At 35.6% G+C, this 18,536-nt stretch carries 13 protein-coding genes, 1 tRNA gene and 5 pseudogenes; 7 read left to right on the top strand and 12 right to left on the bottom strand.

Annotated features, from left to right (window positions below):
- Positions 1-432 precede the first annotated feature (432 nt).
- Positions 433-555 (top strand): annotated as a pseudogene (locus QSG86_RS13770) (transposase); the annotation flags it as partial.
- Between the two features lie 85 nt (positions 556-640).
- Here QSG86_RS13770 and QSG86_RS13775 read toward each other — a convergent pair.
- The 8 genes and pseudogenes from QSG86_RS13775 to QSG86_RS13810 form a co-directional block, all read right to left on the bottom strand.
- Positions 641-994: pseudogene (locus QSG86_RS13775) on the bottom strand (transposase); the annotation flags it as partial.
- Positions 995-1,074: 80 nt separating this feature from the next.
- A complete protein-coding gene (locus QSG86_RS13780) occupies positions 1,075-2,547 on the bottom strand; it encodes an aldehyde dehydrogenase family protein (RefSeq protein ID WP_317032030.1) in 1,473 nt (490 codons plus the stop codon).
- 81 nt (positions 2,548-2,628) lie between these two features.
- Positions 2,629-3,792, bottom strand: coding sequence for an MFS transporter (locus QSG86_RS13785; RefSeq protein ID WP_317032031.1), 1,164 nt, complete (start codon positions 3,790-3,792; stop codon positions 2,629-2,631).
- 37 nt (positions 3,793-3,829) lie between these two features.
- Positions 3,830-4,873 carry a zinc-dependent alcohol dehydrogenase gene (locus tag QSG86_RS13790; protein ID WP_317032032.1) on the bottom strand — a complete coding sequence of 348 codons (1,044 nt, stop codon included), beginning with the start codon at positions 4,871-4,873 and terminating at the stop codon, positions 3,830-3,832.
- Between the two features lie 18 nt (positions 4,874-4,891).
- Positions 4,892-6,043 carry a serine hydrolase domain-containing protein gene (locus QSG86_RS13795; RefSeq protein WP_317032033.1) on the bottom strand — a complete coding sequence of 384 codons (1,152 nt, stop codon included), beginning with the start codon at positions 6,041-6,043 and terminating at the stop codon, positions 4,892-4,894.
- A gap of 34 nt (positions 6,044-6,077) precedes the next feature.
- Entirely contained in the window at positions 6,078-7,490 is a 1,413-nt protein-coding gene (locus tag QSG86_RS13800) for a flavin-containing monooxygenase (RefSeq protein ID WP_317032034.1), read from the bottom strand.
- A gap of 91 nt (positions 7,491-7,581) precedes the next feature.
- Complete coding sequence (locus tag QSG86_RS13805) at positions 7,582-8,493, bottom strand: transporter (protein WP_317032035.1); 912 nt, start codon at positions 8,491-8,493, stop codon at positions 7,582-7,584.
- A gap of 73 nt (positions 8,494-8,566) precedes the next feature.
- Positions 8,567-9,346: a coniferyl-alcohol dehydrogenase gene (locus tag QSG86_RS13810; protein ID WP_317032036.1), complete on the bottom strand. Its 780-nt coding sequence runs from the start codon at positions 9,344-9,346 to the stop codon at positions 8,567-8,569.
- Positions 9,347-9,547: 201 nt separating this feature from the next.
- Here QSG86_RS13810 and QSG86_RS13815 point away from each other — a divergent pair, with 201 nt between their 5' ends.
- Entirely contained in the window at positions 9,548-11,314 is a 1,767-nt protein-coding gene (locus QSG86_RS13815) for a sigma 54-interacting transcriptional regulator (protein ID WP_317032037.1), read from the top strand.
- Between the two features lie 111 nt (positions 11,315-11,425).
- Here QSG86_RS13815 and QSG86_RS13820 read toward each other — a convergent pair.
- Positions 11,426-12,165 (bottom strand): IS5 family transposase gene (locus QSG86_RS13820; RefSeq protein ID WP_410487471.1). Its coding sequence is split into 2 segments (ribosomal slippage): positions 11,426-11,943 and positions 11,943-12,165, totalling 741 coding nucleotides; the frame shifts between segments, so codons are not numbered across the junction.
- Between the two features lie 474 nt (positions 12,166-12,639).
- Between QSG86_RS13820 and QSG86_RS13825 the strand changes: the two are divergent.
- From QSG86_RS13825 to drt2, 3 genes and pseudogenes are all read left to right on the top strand, one after another.
- Positions 12,640-12,867, top strand: a pseudogene (locus QSG86_RS13825) (IS3 family transposase); the annotation flags it as partial.
- Positions 12,868-13,302: 435 nt separating this feature from the next.
- Positions 13,303-13,524 (top strand): hypothetical protein, encoded by a 222-nt coding sequence (locus QSG86_RS13830; RefSeq protein WP_317033351.1) that lies wholly within the window; start codon positions 13,303-13,305, stop codon positions 13,522-13,524.
- 8 nt (positions 13,525-13,532) lie between these two features.
- Positions 13,533-14,687 carry an antiviral reverse transcriptase Drt2 gene (drt2, locus tag QSG86_RS13835; RefSeq protein WP_317033363.1) on the top strand — a complete coding sequence of 385 codons (1,155 nt, stop codon included), beginning with the start codon at positions 13,533-13,535 and terminating at the stop codon, positions 14,685-14,687.
- Positions 14,688-15,021: 334 nt separating this feature from the next.
- On the opposite strand, the pseudogene QSG86_RS13840 reads toward drt2, so the two are convergent.
- A pseudogene (locus QSG86_RS13840) lies at positions 15,022-15,612 on the bottom strand (IS3 family transposase); the annotation flags it as partial.
- 39 nt (positions 15,613-15,651) lie between these two features.
- Positions 15,652-16,183 (bottom strand): annotated as a pseudogene (locus QSG86_RS13845) (integrase core domain-containing protein).
- A 230-nt stretch (positions 16,184-16,413) separates the two neighbouring features.
- On the opposite strand from QSG86_RS13845, the gene QSG86_RS13850 reads away from it, so the two are divergent.
- Positions 16,414-16,905 carry a hypothetical protein gene (locus QSG86_RS13850; protein ID WP_317032040.1) on the top strand — a complete coding sequence of 164 codons (492 nt, stop codon included), beginning with the start codon at positions 16,414-16,416 and terminating at the stop codon, positions 16,903-16,905.
- A 102-nt stretch (positions 16,906-17,007) separates the two neighbouring features.
- On the opposite strand, the gene QSG86_RS13855 is transcribed toward QSG86_RS13850, so the two are convergent.
- Positions 17,008-17,084: transfer RNA gene (locus QSG86_RS13855), tRNA-Ile, on the bottom strand.
- Between the two features lie 786 nt (positions 17,085-17,870).
- Between QSG86_RS13855 and QSG86_RS13860 the strand changes: the two genes are divergently transcribed.
- Positions 17,871-18,461 (top strand): 1-acyl-sn-glycerol-3-phosphate acyltransferase, encoded by a 591-nt coding sequence (locus tag QSG86_RS13860; RefSeq protein WP_317032041.1) that lies wholly within the window; start codon positions 17,871-17,873, stop codon positions 18,459-18,461.
- Positions 18,462-18,536 lie beyond the last annotated feature (75 nt).

The raw sequence follows: 18,536 nt of genomic DNA on the forward strand, positions 1-18,536 counted from the left end.
ACTTGAAACATGGCAGGGAAATATAAGGATGAATCTGTGCTTTTATTAGGAAAAAGCTAAGGACTAATAGTCAAAATCGTGTAATGCAATAAGGAAAATACCAACAGAATCTATAAAAATACCGATTTGTATAGGTAGATATACCTATAAACAGCAATTAATAACTGAACTACATCTGATTTTTCCGAGACTATTTTTCCTAAGAAAATGTCACGATGAAACCAAAAATCATCTTTAAAATTTTAATCTTCGTATTTACTTAAATCATGATTTTTTAAAAGCCATTGAAACATAAGTTTTTTTAATTACTTTATATAAGTGATATGACCCTTGAATAGCCACCAAAATTCTAGACAAATATCGTCTATTCTTGGACTGCCATCACTCTCCTAGACAAATATCGTCTATTCTTTTTGCATAGGAGAGAACATTATGAGTGGACAACGATACACCCCAGAATTTAAAGATGAAGCTGTTAAATTGATTACTGAACGTGGATATTCTGTCACTGATGTGGCAGAACGTTTAGGTGTATCACAGCACAGCATTTATAAATGACTAAAGGCGGTACAGCCTTTACGCAACAACGCTGATGAACATGAACTGTTCGAGGCAAAGAAAGAAATCCTACGCCTTAAAAGCCAGTAGAGTCTACGAGTAGATGTAGCCCATCGCTACTTTTTTGATAGCTAATCGAAATATCAATATGCTTTTGTCTTCTACAAAGCTTAGTGTAATCTGGAGCTGACCAATTTAGGCTTTGAACAAAACCTGTGACCATACGTAAAGAGAGTCTGAATAGTGATTTGATCATTAAGCAGCATTGAATAGCGGTGTTTAAGTAAGTTTGACTTCGGCCTTATTTCGTTTGTGGTTGTGGATACCACTGAGTCTTTGGATCAAACCAAATGGAAATATTACCTCGGTTAATTAAAGCTCGATTATAGGATGGCCAATTGGTTGTACGGTAGATTTTAGAGGCAGGCTTATTCATTTTGAAATTATATTGCTGAATAAGCCTTTGATGCTAGGTTTATGCAACAAAGCCGTACTAAAGGAAAAACACCTTACTGCTTAAACAGGGTAAGCTCTTGCTTGAGTCTGCACTGTTACCCAATGTGTACGGGTGAATTCTTCAAGTATCCATTTGCCATTAAAACGGCCCAAGCCTGAATTTTTTTCACCTCCAAATGGTGCATATGGTTGATCATCAATAGTGATGTCATTAATATGTGTCATACCTGCTTCAATACCTAAGGCAAATTTAACCCCCCGCTCATGGTTTCTAGTACAAACTGCACTTGAGAGGCCATAATCAGTATCGTTTGCTAGCTCTAAAGCATGTACCTCATCTCGAGCCTTAATTACTGGCAAAACGGGACCAAAGCTTTCTTCACGTGCTAATGCGGATTGTGGGTCTACATTAATAAATACATGTGGAGGTATAATATTTCCTTGGGTTTCTCCACCAACAAGTAATTTTGCACCGTCTATTTTTGCCTGAGATATCAAGTGTTCAATATTTTGGATTTGGTTGGTATTAATAATTGGCCCAACAATAGTTCCCATGATATTGGGATCACCTACATTTAATGACTTTACTTTTTTCTCAAGTAATAGTACAAATTCCTCATAAATTTTTGCATCAACAATCACACGATTAGTACTCATACAAATTTGGCCTTGATGCAAGAAGCGTCCCATCACTGTCAAATCGACAGCTTGTTGAATATCAGCATCATCTAATATCACCATCGGTGCATTTCCACCTAATTCAAGTGCAATTCGTTTAATATATTTGCCACTGACAGCCAATTGACCAACTCGCTTGCCTACTTCAGTAGAGCCAGTAAAGGAAATCAAACTAGGTATTTTATGTTCCACAAAATAGTCGCCTATTTCACTACCAGACCCTACCACAACATTGAACACACCAGCAGGAAATCCAGTTTCTGCGAATAATTTTGCTAATAATGTACCCCCAGTGACAGGCGTATCACTGGCAGGTTTTAATACGACTGTATTGCCTGCTGCTATTGCTGTAATCACTGAACGCATACTTAAATGAAATGGAAAGTTCCAAGGGCTAATAACCCCAATGACTCCGAGAGCCTTACGGTAAACTCGACTTTCTTGATTTGGCACACATGTTGGTAATATTTCTCCTGTCACACGTAATGGAAATGTGTGTGCTTCTTGAATAATACCGAGTGCCGCATTTAGTTCAATCGTTGCTTTCAGACGTGTACTACCAGATTCTTGAATAAGCCAATCAATAATTTCTTCACCTCTTTGCTGAATAACTCGAACTAAACCTTCAATCAAATTCATTTTTTCAGTTGGTGAAGTTTTATCCCAAGCAAGTTGTGCATGTTGAGCAGCCTGATAGGCGGTATCTACATCTTGTTTGCTTGCATTATTAAAAGTATGTAACAGCTCTTGTGTATAGGGATTAATATTTTCTGTTTGGTGTGCAGATGTACCCTCACACCATTTGCCATTGATGTATTGTTTGTTGAGTGCTGTATATTTGGTGAGTGCATTCATTTTTATAAATACTCTTAAAAACGATTAAATATATAATGATGTGCGAGAAATGTATCCCGCACGTTTAGGTAAAATTTTTATTTAGTTTCTAATCAGTACGGAGGCTGTATTACGTTTGGTTAAACCTAAAAAGCATATTACAACGAAGATACAGATTAATAGAGCCCAAATACTTAAAGCGCTATAGCCAGATACTTTAACAATTGTGCCGCCCACTAAAGGTCCAAGTGCTGAACCCACCATAATTGATGCAGGAAATGCAGCGAGTGCACGTCCACTTGGATCCAATTTTGCAATTGCACCAAAGGCAAATGTATTCATGAAAATCATAAGACCTGGTAATGAGATCATCGCTAGTACATATGTTGGGAACGTGGTTGAATTCATGAGTAGTGTAATCATCAATGCATGCAAAATAGGGGTTATAATTAGTACTGACCGCACAGATAATTTATTCTCACAATAAGCAGCAAGTATCCCTGGAATAATGCTCATGACAGCCATGGCAAATAATGCAATTGCAATATGCTCACGGGCAAAACCATGATCGACGCCAACACGTTCAACAAAACTATTAGTCATTGCATGTGATAAGCATACAAATGCAAATCCAATTAAGCCAAACCACACAGCACGAGGAAAAGCTAAATGATGGTTTGATATTAAATTTTCTTTTTGAATTACAGTAGTTTTTTCTGGAAATGAAGTGAATACAGTCAAGGCTGCTATCACCATTACCGTACCAAATACCATAAACAATGTCTGCCCACCATAGTTGATAATTAATTGAGGCACGATTGCCATAAAAATTACAGCAAATATACCTAAGGCGACACCAGCCATTGCCATTAATCGATGAGGACTATGTCCTTGAGAAATAGTACCATGTGTCATACTTAATGCAGCACCTGTAGCAATACCACAAATAGCATGTAATACCATTAAGATGTTAGGATTTATTGTTTTAGCAGCGATGAAAAATCCTACTGCAGAAATCATAAATCCCAAAGTTGCTATCATTCTTTTAGGCAAACGATTAAAACGTGGTGCGAGCAATAAGCTTGAAATGACAATCCCAGCTAGAAAAAGAGTTGCTAGTCCACCAGCTTGTTGTGGGTTAAACCCATAATGCTCAATTAACACACCTACCCATAGTGGTAATCCAATTAAATCAACCATTCCCGCACAATGAGCAATAATTAGCGCCATGCGTCCATGCCCTGTATCTATTAATGACGTATTCATTTTTAACACTCCGTGTTTTTATTGTTGTACTAGTAATTTAATTTAAATTAATAAGTGGTTTAATTAGCCCAGGTTTCCGTTCCATAAACTCCTCAATGGCTGTTTCTATATCATCGAATGCTACTTCTTCTGTGAATATAGGACTTGGATCAAGGATACCTGCGGCAATCATTTCCATTAGCATTGGCATAGTGCTTAAATCCCCTAAGCCTGTCCAAAGAGAGATATTTTTCATTAAGAATTCAGTTAGGTTTAGCTCAATGGGGTGGCTTGGAATGCCGACCATAGCAATTTTTGCACCAATGGCAGCTACATTGAGCCATTCATCAATCGTACCTGCGACACCGGCCGCATCAACAATCGAATCTACACCACGACCATTTGTTAACTCTTTAATAACTGTAGCGACATCTTGTTGCTTAGGATTAATACACTGTGTTGCACCCAATTTTTTTGCTAGTTCTAAGCGATCTTCTACAGTATCAACAGCAATCACTTGAGCGACGCTTGCTAATCGAGCAGTGTGTACGGCTGATAGACCAACCGGTCCAGCGCCAAAGATTAATAAGGTTTTTCCAGGTTCCTTGACGGCATTTTTCACTGCCGACCAACCCGTGGCTAAGATATCGCCGACTGTCAAAGCTTGAGCATTGCTAACAGAATCTGGAACTTTTACAACACATGAATCAGCGAATGGCACACGTACAAATTCAGCCTGTGCACCGCCAAGATTACCGAGGCCTTCACCTGAACCAAAAATTCCCCCTCGTTCACAGGCTTGGATTTGACCTTTTTTACATTGAGGGCATTGCCCGCAGTAAGGTGCCGCGGGTGATGCCACACGATCACCAATTTTAAAATTTTTAACATCTGACCCGAGTTCATGAACGACTCCAACAAATTCATGACCCAGTGCAAATCCCCATGGCGTGTGCATATGTCCTTCAAGCAAATGCACATCAGAGCCACATACGGTTGTGGCTTGTACCTTGACAATAATATCCCCTGATGATTGGATTTTTGGTTCCGGTGCATCAATAAGTTGATAACTTTTTAAGTCTTTTACAAACACTTCTTTCATTATTGAGTTACTCCAACTTTATGGTGAGATTAATAAGTTGGTTGCAGACATCAAAGCGATTGCTTGGTCTGAGATGCCAACCGTACTGGCTGAATGTGTACATGTGTAAGCTAATACAATAGCGTTATCAGGGTCAGCAACCACTACTGATCCACCAGCACCTTGATGACCAAAAGAACGTCCCCCTAAGTAAGGATTAAAACTATGTGGGAGTTCTACACCAGAACCATATCGACTCACATGTGCTAATGCTCGATCCATACCATAATGACGTTCTAGAATCATCTCATTTAAAGCAGATGCACTGAGTAAGGGTTTCGATACGCCATAACCTAATGTGGCGTTCATAATATGTCCTAATGCACGAGCAGAACTGACTCCTGACACTGCTGGCCAGTTGGATTGTTGAACACGAGTATCCGTAAAGAAAGCTGGACCAGCTTGAAGGATTGGTGCAAATGAACCGTCTGGAATCGCTTGACCATTCATGAGCGCAGCAGCTTGAGCTTCTGTCAGAATCGGATAGTCAAAACTTAGTTTTGCCAATTTAGGAAGAATTTCATCAGGTGCACCAAACCAGAAACCTGTACCAGCATCGAAGTTTAATATTCCTGTTATATGTGTTGCGACATAATCTTGAATGCTAAGTTTGACAGCATGCTTAAAAACACCAGCCATTAATGCGCCAAAGGTAAAAGCATGGTATCCATGCTGGGTACCTGGTTTCCAAAATGGGTTTTGCAGAGCAACTTCTTCTTCCAAAGCATCAGTAAGCCAATCATTGACCGACAATACCTTCTCAATACCACAGATACCACTAGAATGATCTAGAATCATCCTAGCAGTTATTGTTTTTGTCTCTGCACGATTGAAAGCTGGCCAATAATTTGCCAAAGGTTCATCTAAATCAAGTACACCATGAGCATGAGCATGAGCTGATGCAATAGCAACAATTAGTTTTGATACTGAAAAAACTTGTACGGGAGTGTCAACTGACATACTGCCACCGGCAAGATCAACTATTGTTTCTCCTGCTTTGGAAATAAAGAGCTGTGCTCCACCTTTGGTACGGGTTAAACAACGCGAGAATACTTCTCTTAGTTCCATTCCAATCTCACCATGATGCTTACCTGTTATGCTAGCAACCGGTGGTAATTGCAAGTTTGACATTGCTTATATCCTTATAAAATATATGTAAGTATGCTTAAGATGCTGCACGTTGTTTTTCTTTGCGAGGATCTAGATAGAATCCTGGTTTATTTTGACTTGGCATTGCTATGCCAAAACGTGTTTCGAGTTCATCAATCATGTCATTTAATAATTGAATATTGACCTGGTTTGCATTACGGCGAACATCTAAGAATGGGAAATCACCGTGTAAATCTGGATTGAATTCGTTACGTACAATTTCCATAGCTTCTTTGCTTTTACCAGTAAGTGTTGCTAAAGCATCAGCGACAATTATTTGTGATAATTGATCGAATACAGTCCAAGCATCTGCACGACTTGGATGAATTACTCCAACCCCATAGAAATTACGGACTTTAGGTGCGATGGCACCAATGTGAAACACTGGATGGCCTTGGTCATAGTCAACGATACCTTCTGGTAACCATGGAATTTCAATGTCGTAACCTGTGCAGAACAATACCAAATCTATTTCTTCTATTTGGTCATTATCAAATTCAACCTTGTTTTCGTGGAAAGTTTTGATATTTGGAACATGCTTTAATGTGCCATGAGTAAAACAATGTAAGATAGTGTCATTGACAATTGCTTGAGTCGATCCAAGAGGTTCTGTTGGTACAGGTAACCCATAATGGCTTAAGTCACCTACAACTGCTAAAGCTAGTTCAGCAAGTTGCTGTTGGCTCAATTTACCATTAATACCTGGAATCGGTGGTGGTGGAATTCGGCCATCTAACAAGTCAGGAGTAGGTATACCAAAGACCTGTTTTGGTAAAAAATGATAGGCACGACGTGTTGATAAAAAAGCCTTTTCTGCATACTCAGCAGCATCAGCAGCAATATCAACACCACTATTACCTGCACCAACAATTAGTACACGTTTGCCTTCAAATTGCTTTGGCGATTTATATTGATTTCCGGCTAATAATTCACCTTGGAATTTATCCATATTGGAAAATTTAGGAATATATTGTTTCCATTGTTGGCCACTAGCATAAACTACACCACGATAAACACGTGTATCACCATCATCAGTAGTGACTTTCCAGGCATCTACACCTGAAACTTTAATTGGTTCAGCAAGTTTTACACTTAAATTAAAACGAATATGAGGATAGATTCCATAGTCTTTAGCCATTTGACGAATGTATTGCAGTACCAAACGCCATGATGGATAGGTTGGATAATCCTCAGGCATTGGATAATCTACAAACCCACCCAACTTTTTACTGGTAATAAAATGACAGGTTTCATACATTGGTGAACCAGGGTTCTCGATGTCCCAGATTCCACCTACGTCCCGATGGCGTTCAACCATCTCGAATTCTATATCTGCACGTAAAAATGCACGTGCAACCACTAATCCCATAGGACCTGCACCGACAATTAAATATTTAGTAGGGATTGTTTCTGTTTTAATTTGATCCATTGCGATCTCCTATCCTTGCAATAATGAATGTAGCCATGCTTGGCATACCTAATATAGGTACGCCCTTACGCTTTTTTAATTGAAATTTGACTTAAAAAGGTAAAATTGCTTTTAATTTAAAAGCACCACCTTCAGCGCGATTACGAACTTCAAACTCTTTTTCATATTTAGCTGTTACAAACCATTTACCCGCGTCATATTTCAATGAAGGGCCAATCGCTATGGTACGTCCACGATTGTTATCTATCGTTTGGCCAGCTTGTTTGTCATCAGTAACTTGTTGATAGGCATACCCACCTAAACCTGCTGTCCAACCGTTACCGAATCCCCAACCAATTGCAAAATCAGTATGTAATTCGTGACCTGAACGGTAATCAGTATCTTTATTACGTGTATTAATGTCATACATGACTTTAAGGTCAGCATTTAAACCATGAGATTGTAGATATGTGACAGCAAAGACATTTTGCAACGTCCAATAATTACGCCCCAGGTTGGCTAGATTATTTTTGTCATAATTACCTATAGGTAGACCAAGATCCCAACTGAAGGCATAGTGCAATTTGTCTGATAAATGGTAGCCTAAACCTGCTCCTAAAACGGCATCACCAATTCCTGTTTTATCTTGTGATTCGCCTGCTACTTTGACCGAAAGATCGACTAAAGGTAAAATGCCATAAAAGCCAAATTGGCCACCTAAGAAATGTAAATCAGTGACTTTTACTATACGTGCAGCAAGTGATGTTGCTTTGATATCAAAATCAACGGGAATTTCTTTACCTTTATCATCCATCAATTTGTCCGCATGGTAATATCCACCGTATAACATGTAATAAGTACCAGTTGGAGGCATTGCACCAATATTGAAATTCTCGCCACCATGGTTATACATACTACCGCCATTTTCTGTAGCCATGACTGTGGTTGATAACATTAAAGTACATGCAAAGATAAGACTCGTTCTTTTACTTTGAGTGCTAATAATTTGATATGTTTTTTTCATACAGAATTTTTCCTTTTTCCATATTTTTGTTACTTCAATGGCATAATCCTTGCCACAGTTTTACTCTACTGTTCTAAGTGGTATATCCATGTACTTGGCATTGCACATGAGAATACATTCCACCATCAACAGGAATATTTGTTCCTCTAATCCACGCTGAGCCATCAGTCATAAGAAATGCAACTACAGGTGCAATATCCGTAGGTGTACCTGGACGGTCCATAATTCGCATATCTTCTTCAGCTCGAGCACCCAAGGTTTCAAGAAAATCTTTCAGAATTGGTGTATCGACTGGACCAGGACTAACACTGTTCATACGGATGCCGCGATCACGCCATGTCCATCGATTTTTCATTGTCCAAACAATTAAAGCTTCTTTGGAAAAGAAATAACTGCGTGGACCAATAACTCCATATGTCTTGCAAAAATCTGGAATAACTTCAAATGTAAGATTTTCACTAGCGTCAATCGAATTTTTGGCTTCCGGCCAGCCGATACCTGCTAGTGAAGCAATATTTACGATCGAAGCGCCATTTGATAATTTTGGAATCAATCCCGTAGTTAAATATTTTAATCCCACCAAATTCACAGCAATGACCGATTCGGCAGCTTTAGTGGGAGGTAAACCAGCAATATTTGCTAAGCCATCAATTCCTGATGGTAAAGCACTTAAAAGCTGATCAATTGAAGCTTTATTAGATAAATCAGCCTGATAAAACTCTCCAACTGGATTTGTAGGTGGGTTGATATCTACAGAGATGACATTAGCCCCTTGTAATGCAAGTAGTGAAGCTGTTGCTGCACCTACGCCAGAAGCTGCACCTGTAACAATGATCGTTTTGTCCTGAAGCATAAAAGTCCTTTTGAGTTCATATTAATCCCAATATCTATGTAGCAAGAGCTGTGCCAATTATAAATATATAATTAAATCAACAATTTATATTAATTTAATTAAAATATGATTGATAAATTTATGATGAAAAAATCACAATTTTATGATTAAATTATTATCAACAGTGGATGGATCCACCTAAAAACTTATATAGGCTTTATCATGGAAAGATCGGCTCTAAAGAATATTAGATCCCATAAAAATGTTAGTATTCATCCAAGCATGCCACCACAATTAGGTGCAATAGCCGATAAACTTATTTTTTCACCTGAGGATGGTCGTATATGGTTTGGAGACCAACGGCTTGTTCTTTGGGAATGTTCTGCACTTGGAGCGCTTAGACGTGAATTGATTGCTTCCGTTGGTCAAGAACAAGCACGGTCTATTCTGACACGTGTAGCTTATAGCAGTGGCTTCCATAATGCAGAAAAGATCATGAAGATTAATTCTGGTAGGGATATTGCTGAAACATTTGCTCTCGGTGCACAAACACTTCGTATAGCAGGATTAATTCGACCACACTCAGAATCTTCGGAATTCGATATTGAAACAGGGAAATTTTTCTCCGAGCTTATTTTGAAAGATTCTCACGAAGCAGATGAACATATTTCTGCATTTGGCATAGGTACTGAAACTAGCTGTTGGATGCAGGTCGGTTATGCTAGTGGTTATGCTAGTGCTTTTATGGGGAAAAGGATTGTTTACCGAGAGCTAGATTGTCGAACTCGAGGTGCAGAATATTGTCGTTTTGTTGGCAAACCAGCAGATGAATGGGATGATATTGAGCAGGATTTGCATTATTTTCAACCAGATGCTTCTGCAAAACAAATCCGGCAGAACTATGTAATGTCAAAAAGTAAATTGAATAATCAATCGGTTGTTATTAAAGATACAATTGTTCAAGAGCCAATTTCCCCAACTCAAAATTTGATTGGTATTTCAACAGCATTTAGCACAGCACGACATCTCATTGAGCGTGTTGCACCAACGAAAGCAACGGTTTTATTTATAGGTGCTTCTGGTGTAGGTAAAGAACGTTTTGCACAAACTTTACATAAGATCAGCCTGCGTGCAAATGACCCCTTCATTGCGATTAACTGTGCAGCAATTCCTGATACTTTAATTGAGTCAGAACTCTTTGGTGTTGAACGTGGAGCTTTTACTGGAGCCTCAATTTCTCGGCCTGGGCGGTTTGAACGTGCAGAAAGAGGAACTCTTTTTTTGGATGAAATTGCATCTTTAAGTTTTGTTGCTCAAGGAAAATTATTAAGAGCATTACAAGAACGGAAAATTGAACGTGTCGGTGGGACAACGCTGATTCCAGTGGACGTTAGGGTAATTGCAGCGACTAATGTGGATCTTCGAGATGAAGTTGCAGCGGGAAGATTCCGTGAAGATTTATTCTTTAGATTAAATGTCTTTCCGATTAGTCTACCTCCCTTGAAAGAACGGCGCGATGATATACCACTTTTAATGGAAGCATTCTTAAAGCAATTTTGTCATCTTTATCAAAGAAAAATTCCAGGATTTACCTCACAAGCACTTAAAACGCTATTGAATTATGATTTTCCGGGTAATGTACGTGAATTAGAAAATTTGATTGAACGTGCTGTAATTATGGTAGATCCAGATCATCCAATTGATATTCATCATTTATTTAGAGGTGGGGAAATCACTAACAAAACTAATACGTTCTCGCTCGGTGAAAATGGTAGATTGAATGAGGAATCCATCACTCCTCAAAAAAACAACCAGGCCTTAGATGAGTTTTCACAGATAGGAGTAGAATATTCGCCTATTAAGAGTGAGGCCGATGTGTATAAGGATGCGTTAATTTCAGCGAGATATAATGTAACAAAGGCTGCACGAAAGATAGGACTTACACGTGCTCAATTTGCTTATCGGATCAAGCGTTATAAGCTCATTTAAGCCAGTTATTAAGTAAATTAATGAGCTATAAAAAAAGTCCCTAAATTCTAGGGACTTTAATTTTTAAAAGCATTTATTTTTCAAATACTTTTGCCTGACTAGGGCGTGTCCTCATTTAGATTTACACCAAATGAACATGCAGGCGATATAAATCATAGACTGATAATTACGTGCGAGTTTATCAAATCGAGTTGCTATCGCACGGAAGTGTTTTAATCTTGCAAAGGTATTCTCAACTAAATGTCTTAAGCGATATAAGTACTTATCAAAATCAGGATTGAATTTCTTACTATTTGATCTTAATGGAATAATAGGTATCATTTTTCGATTTCTAGCTGACTTCCTGATATGTTCAGAATCATATCTCTTGTCCGCGATTAAATAATCTGCTGTTTCAATTAGATCTATGAGGTGTTCTGCAACTTGGCTGTCATGGACATCACCCCCAGTGATTTTAAAATCAATCGGTAATCCATTCGCGTCGGTTGCAAGATGAATCTTTGTTGTGAGTCCTCCACGAGATTGTCCAATTGCACGCTCGAAGCCATGCCGAACTCCACTTGCATGCTGATGCGCGCGTATGTAGCTTCCATCAATGAATACCCATTCGCCTCGTAATTTGAAAAAAATTTATCCCATAAGCCTTTCATAGCCCAGCGATTAAAACGGTTATAAGCAGTTTTCCAAGGGCAAAACTCTTGAGGAATATCACGCCATGTCGCACCTGTGCGTAGTTTCCATAAAATAGCTTCCATAATATTTCTATTGTTCTTTGAGCTATAGCAACCATGAAATTTCATTGTTACTTGAATCTGTTGCCAAATATCATCTGTGAGAAAAGTACGTGCCATTGAAAAATATTGAAATGGAGATAAAGTAGAGCTTAATTCTAGGCGTTTAAATATTATTCTTCAAATGAGGACACGCCCTAGTGAGATGAGTAAATAAATACTGAGCTCGGTAAAAAAGAACTGCATTGCACTAGGTTTTTTCTCAATAGAATAGTTTTGACTATTTATAAATACATAGTCATTTAATAATGATTGAGGTTCTTTGCTTTTATTTAGCATGATTAATTTTTAAAACATTGATGAGATAATACTAATTATAAATGTAATAAATTTTAAGAATAAATAATAATGATTTGCATAAGAAATTGATTTGTTTTATCTAATCGGTTTTACCACTATTTAACATAATGATGCTTATACGAAATTTTTAAATTTTGTTAATTACCAAAAAGATAGATTTATTTTTAAAATTTCGTATAAGGTGTATTATGTTAATTTTAGAAAATCTAAAATTACATTCTAATTCAGAAAGCTCTAAATGGCTTATACAAAACAGAAGTGATTGAATATTTAAAAGCAGATTGGCAAGGTTTAGCTGATGTACAACTTACGACACTAAACTGGGTAGATTGGTTCAATAAAAAGTGTGTACACCATGCATTGGGTTATATGTCGTCTGTTGATTTTGAAGCAATATACTATGATAAGACTAACTCGTTAAGTCATGTCTCCGACAAACCCGGTACAGTTCACTTAGGGTGAGTAGAAACATAGTATTAATTTTGATTTATAATATGCATTGATTTTAGTAATTTATATTAATCATTACCTTATACTATTATTTTTATTTTTTTTATGTAAAATATAATTGTTTTTCTTCTGAAGAGCTTGCTTATTAGAATTTTTATATTGCTAATAAGGTTTGATATGTCAATCTCGATATTAATGTCATCTTTAAAGAGTACATCAATATCTCGTCTAGTGTTGTTGTGTCTGTATCAATCCAATACATGATAAACAGTCTGATGAATAGTAAGATCATATATCTACTCCTAACGTATGCTTCGCTGCGCTAAGTTTTAGGAGGGGGATTTCATTCAGTTTAGTCTGGGAGAAATTCTCAGTAGACTTTGGGGGGGTAACCTTGAAAAAGGTAAATGACTGCAGCACTCAAACCCCTCGAAGTTGGCAAAATTTATGATTCCAGATACTCTTGATATTAATTTTTTTGAACGTAGAAACAAAGTTAGAAATTATCTACATTTTGATAAAAAGAAATCGAATAAAAAAATATTTGAATATGTATCAAATAAGGAAGAAATTGCAATTCATTCTTTTTTCCCAACTATATCTTATTCATTGAAAGAAAAAAAATTAGTAAAAAAGATAAAAAAATTATTTATATTGATGGTAAATTAAAACGCGTTATTGATAAAAATAGTTATAGAAATAAATTAAGATCAATTAATTTCCCAAGTCATATTGATGGGAATATCTATGCTTATTATTCTAAGATTTTGGAATATAATTATTTAGATTACTTATTAAAGAACAATTTAGAATCAAATATTACTGCATTCAGAAAGATTACTGAAATAGATGATTCAGGAAATAAAAAATCTTTATGCAATATTCATTTTGCTAGAAATGTATTTGATTTTATTAGAAAAAAGGGAAATTGTTTTGTTCTGTGTTTAGATATTTCAGGTTTTTTTGATAATTTAGATCATGAAATTTTAAAGAATAATTGGATTAAATTATTAGAAGAAGAAAAGTTACCAAAAGATCATTATCAAGTTTATAAATCGTTAACAAAATACTCTTATGTTGATAAAAAAGATTTATATAAAGTTTTAGGATTATCATTAAATTCTAGAACATTACATAGACGATTAGATAGGCTATGTGATATTCAAGATTTTCGTAAAAAAGTTAGAGAAAATAACTTAATAAAGAAAAATTTAAAATATAAGGGGATTCCTCAGGGATCTCCAATAAGTGGAATGTTATCTAATATCTATATGATGGATTTCGATAAAAAAATATCCAAAATAATTAATGATTTGAATGGAAGGTACTACAGATATTGTGATGATATGATATTTATAGTAGATGAAAGTTATTCTTCTGATATTTTTAATATTATTTTTGATGAAATAAAAAAAATAAAATTAAAGATTAATAACAAAAAGACACAAAAGATAATATTCAGAGATGGAAAGATTAAGTTAAATAATCCACCAACTTTTAACACCCCTAATCAATTACAGTATTTGGGTATTTTATTTGATGGAGATAATGTGTTTTTAAGAGAAACTGGATTATCTAAACTTCATTATAAATTAAGAAAAGCTATACGAATGAGATCTACACATTATGGAAAATTAAAATTTTACAATAGGCATAATAACCAAGAAATGTATATGAAAACTTTATATAGTAGATTTACCTATATAGGGAAAAGAAATTATCTTAGTTATGCGTATCGAGTAGCTGATGTATTTCAATCTAAAAATATAAAATCTCAAGTTAAAAATCATTTTGGAACTTTTAATGCTTATTTAGATAAAAAAAGTATTTGAATATAACCTGAAATCGTGTGTGAATCGTATCTCAGCCTATGTAGGGAGTACACTCACCTACTGGATGGATGATGGGTAGCACCATCAGCCTTAAATTGGTATTAGGAAACACTTTAAGAGCAAGCGATTTTTGAAGGCTCTTAGAGGGAGTAAGTACATTTTTTATGAGGGGGTATTTAGAAATTGAATATTTACACTCGAAAAATTTTATTTATTAGAGAAGTCAATTCTATATAGATCGTAAGTATCCGCTGAACACCCTTTTTCTCACTCAAGAAGCTCGCGATAGTGTCCACCAAGCAATTGACCCGACCCCCGAAAGTTAGACGATTGATTACGCAGCTTTTAATAACTGAATTCTGTATTGTACAGGGCTCAGTCCTCTCAATTTAACCTTAATTCGTTCATAGTTGTAATAGTGAATATATTCTTTCACAGTTTTCTCCAATTCATCAATTGACTTAAATCTCTTCCCGTGGAAGCATTCAGATTTTAGAGTTCCAAAGAAGCTTTCCATTACAGCATTATCCCAACAGTTACCTTTACGTGACATACTTTGTATTAATCCCTTTTCGGCAAGCTGTTTTTGATAATGGTTCATTTGGTATTGCCACCCTTGATCCGAGTGAATTAAAGGCTTTTCATCTGGTTTAAGCATGTCTAAAGCCTCCTGTAGCATATCTTTTACTAATCCGAATATGGGCCTGCATTTAATTTGATAAGTAATAATCTCACCATTAAATAAATCCATGATGGGCGACAGATAGAGTTTTTCATGAACAACCTTAAATTCAGTCACATCTGTAACCCATTTTTGATTAGGTTTTTCTGCTTCAAATTGGCGCTGTAATATATTGTCTGCAATTTTACCAATCTGTCCTTTATATGAACGATATTTAGTAGCTTTAATGCATGATTTAAGCTGTGAACCGTACCGGGTTTGTCGGAGACTTTTTTATTTAAGTTAGGCCACCTGACCTAACGGGTTAATCTTATCATAGTACATTGCTTCAAACTCAAAAGGCGATACATAACCCAGTGCACTACACGCTTTTTATTGAACCAATCTACCCAGTTTAGTGTCGCAAGTTGTACATCTGCTAAACCTTGCCAATCTGCTTTTAGATATTCAATCACCTCTGTTTTGTATAAGCCATTCACTGTTTCAGCCAAAGCATTATCGTATGAATCACCAGTCGTACCGACTGATGCTCGTAAATTTGCTGCTTCTAAACGATTGGTATAGCGAATGGAAAGATATTGCACACCTCTTCGAGTTGTTTGATACGTTCTTGGTCTGAAAGCTGCTGTACTTTAACTGGATTTTGTTTATCTAAATATTTTTGATACCAAACACGTAGTGTTTCAGGAGTACAACCGATTTTAGGAGCAATAGCTGTGATCGCAGCCCAATTCGATGGATAATCTTTTTCAGATTCAATCAATAATTGAACCGCTCTTTCTCTGATTTCAGGGGTATATTTTAATTTTGTCATCGAACCTTGCGAAGCAGTGCTTCTCACTCAGAATATTGACTCTCCGACAAACCCGGTACGGTTCAAAACTCCTATCATACAAATCCTAATAAAGTCGGGCATCACTTTAATCAAGCGGAATCCAGGATATGGTATAAATATGCCAAAGGTGAAACCAAACCCAATGCAGTTAAGTTAGCTAGAATTGATAAAGTAATCGATAACGCAAGCTTATATTTTAAACATCCAATTTGGAATTTTTTAAAACACGACCAAATACTAAAGCCGACCTTGATATTTTTTTACAAAAATTAGAGCAATCAAGTATACAAGCTATTAATAATGTAAAAATTATTGACCCAAGAAGATTTTATATTGATCAATGTTTCGATAAGGATGAATTTTTAAAATATGGAAATATTTTAGATTTCTATAGTTATATCTTGTATTCATATTACGTTGCGAGATTTGCCTTGGACTCACAAGAAATTGATAATTGTATAGTTTTTTTTATTTGTAATTTGGAACCCATAATTAGTATTTTTTGTTTAGAAAGCATCTTCTTTTTGAAAATATGTCAAATCCATATGAAACCAATGAAATTTTCGGATTTAGAAGAGTTTGAGATATTTAAGCATTTTGAGGTACTTGGATTACTTCCTACGATTCGAGAGCAACTTAAGAATGAAAATAATAATTATGATTTTTTATCGAATCTTACTGGTCAGTTCATTCTAGATTAATTTTTAGCTATTAAGGTTGATCTATTTTGCTTACCATATGCTTACTAAAATGCAAAAACAAAAAACCACTTACGATTAATGCACGTAAGTGGTTGTTTTATATGGTGGGCCCACACAGACTTGAACTGTGGACCAACGGATTATGAGTCCGCTGCTCTAACCAACTGAGCTATAGGCCCGATATGTTAAACTGGTTTTATTTAACTTGCTTAACGGCTAAGAATACTAACTAAAGTTAACGCCAAATACAATAGCCAAAGTGAATAACTGAACAATTGATCATCAATATTAATATGATGATATTCAATTACCTAAGAATTTTTGATTACAATCAATCTTGTTTTAACACCTATAAATATAGATTGAACAACAATTTATAATTTCTGCCAATTTAATAGCAATATAAAAATTAATTATAAATAAAACAGTTTGTTATAAAATTTTAGAAATTAAAGACGCGCTTTACGCTTTTCTAATAATACTTCAATCAATGACCACAAAACAATCAATAAAAAAATAATGAGCGCAAGTAACAAAGCAGAAAGATAACTCATCATATTCCCCTATACCCAATTAAACGTCATGTTTAAAAATGATGAATGGCCATATACGACCAAAGTCTAATAACTTTTTGATCATTTGAACAGCAAAAAATACATCCTTTTGATATTTATTTTATATTTTTAGATAGCCAAAAACGATTAAATGCGTATTTATATCTTATCCCACAGTACAACATAACGCTCATCCACGTGACCATGAGTAGCCAGCTATAAATCAAGCACTTTATTTTTATGTTATGTTACATAGTTTAATTGATTAATTTTTTTAAATATAATCTTGAATTTTAATCATTTTTGTTTAATTTTTAGGCATAAATAATTGAAGTGCTTAAATATAAATTGACGACAGCTTAAAACAAGACGAAAGTATCACAATTTTCTAAATTTAGTCTCTTCCTCCATATGCTCAAGAAATTTATTGGTGAAACAGCATTTAAACTCTCTGGATGGTCTTATCATGTAGAAAAAGATCTTCTGGAAAAGAAACAGGTCATTATCGGATTTGAACATACCTCCATGATGGACTCCGTACTTTCGCTGGCATTATTTCAAATTTATGATATTAAAATTCATACTTTAATCAAAAAAGAATTATTTAAAGGCCCACTCAAGCCAATTTTAAATATCATTGGTGGTATTGCAGTGGATCGAAAAGCCAATAAAGATATTGTGGCACAAATGGTTGAACTTTTTGCAACACATGAAAATTTTAATTTAGTCATTGCACCCGAAGGAACACGTGCCAAAAATGGCGAAAATCGTAAACCTATCCGTACAGGGTTTTGGCATATTGCCAAAGCTGCCAACGTCCCTATTATCTTAATGTATGCCGATTCAAAACATAAAGCAGGCGGAATTTTTGGTAAAATTTATCCCAATGAACTTGATCAAGATTTAGCATTAATTAAACAATTATATCTAGAACATGTGGGTTTAGAGATTATTATTCCAGAACCTAAAATAAACTCAGATTCAACACATTCTAAAGACTAAGCACGTTATCAAAAAAAGCGGCTTATGATAGAATTTTTATTATTTGATCGGCATTAAGCCAATCTACAAGGAGCA

It is taken from the genome of Acinetobacter sp. SAAs474 (assembly GCF_032823475.1).
Lineage (GTDB): Bacteria > Pseudomonadota > Gammaproteobacteria > Pseudomonadales > Moraxellaceae > Acinetobacter.

What these genes read in the sequence shown, in the direction of transcription:
- QSG86_RS13780 (WP_317032030.1), bottom strand. Translation starts at nt 2,547, where the DNA reads ATGAATGCACTCACCAAATATACAGCACTCAACAAACAATACATCAAT.
- QSG86_RS13785 (WP_317032031.1), bottom strand. Translation starts at nt 3,792, where the DNA reads ATGAATACGTCATTAATAGATACAGGGCATGGACGCATGGCGCTAATT.
- QSG86_RS13790 (WP_317032032.1), bottom strand. Translation starts at nt 4,873, where the DNA reads ATGAAAGAAGTGTTTGTAAAAGACTTAAAAAGTTATCAACTTATTGAT.
- QSG86_RS13795 (WP_317032033.1), bottom strand. Translation starts at nt 6,043, where the DNA reads ATGTCAAACTTGCAATTACCACCGGTTGCTAGCATAACAGGTAAGCAT.
- QSG86_RS13800 (WP_317032034.1), bottom strand. Translation starts at nt 7,490, where the DNA reads ATGGATCAAATTAAAACAGAAACAATCCCTACTAAATATTTAATTGTC.
- QSG86_RS13805 (WP_317032035.1), bottom strand. Translation starts at nt 8,493, where the DNA reads ATGAAAAAAACATATCAAATTATTAGCACTCAAAGTAAAAGAACGAGT.
- QSG86_RS13810 (WP_317032036.1), bottom strand. Translation starts at nt 9,346, where the DNA reads ATGCTTCAGGACAAAACGATCATTGTTACAGGTGCAGCTTCTGGCGTA.
- QSG86_RS13815 (WP_317032037.1), top strand. Translation starts at nt 9,548, where the DNA reads ATGGAAAGATCGGCTCTAAAGAATATTAGATCCCATAAAAATGTTAGT.
- QSG86_RS13830 (WP_317033351.1), top strand. Translation starts at nt 13,303, where the DNA reads ATGATTCCAGATACTCTTGATATTAATTTTTTTGAACGTAGAAACAAA.
- QSG86_RS13860 (WP_317032041.1), top strand. Translation starts at nt 17,871, where the DNA reads ATGCTCAAGAAATTTATTGGTGAAACAGCATTTAAACTCTCTGGATGG.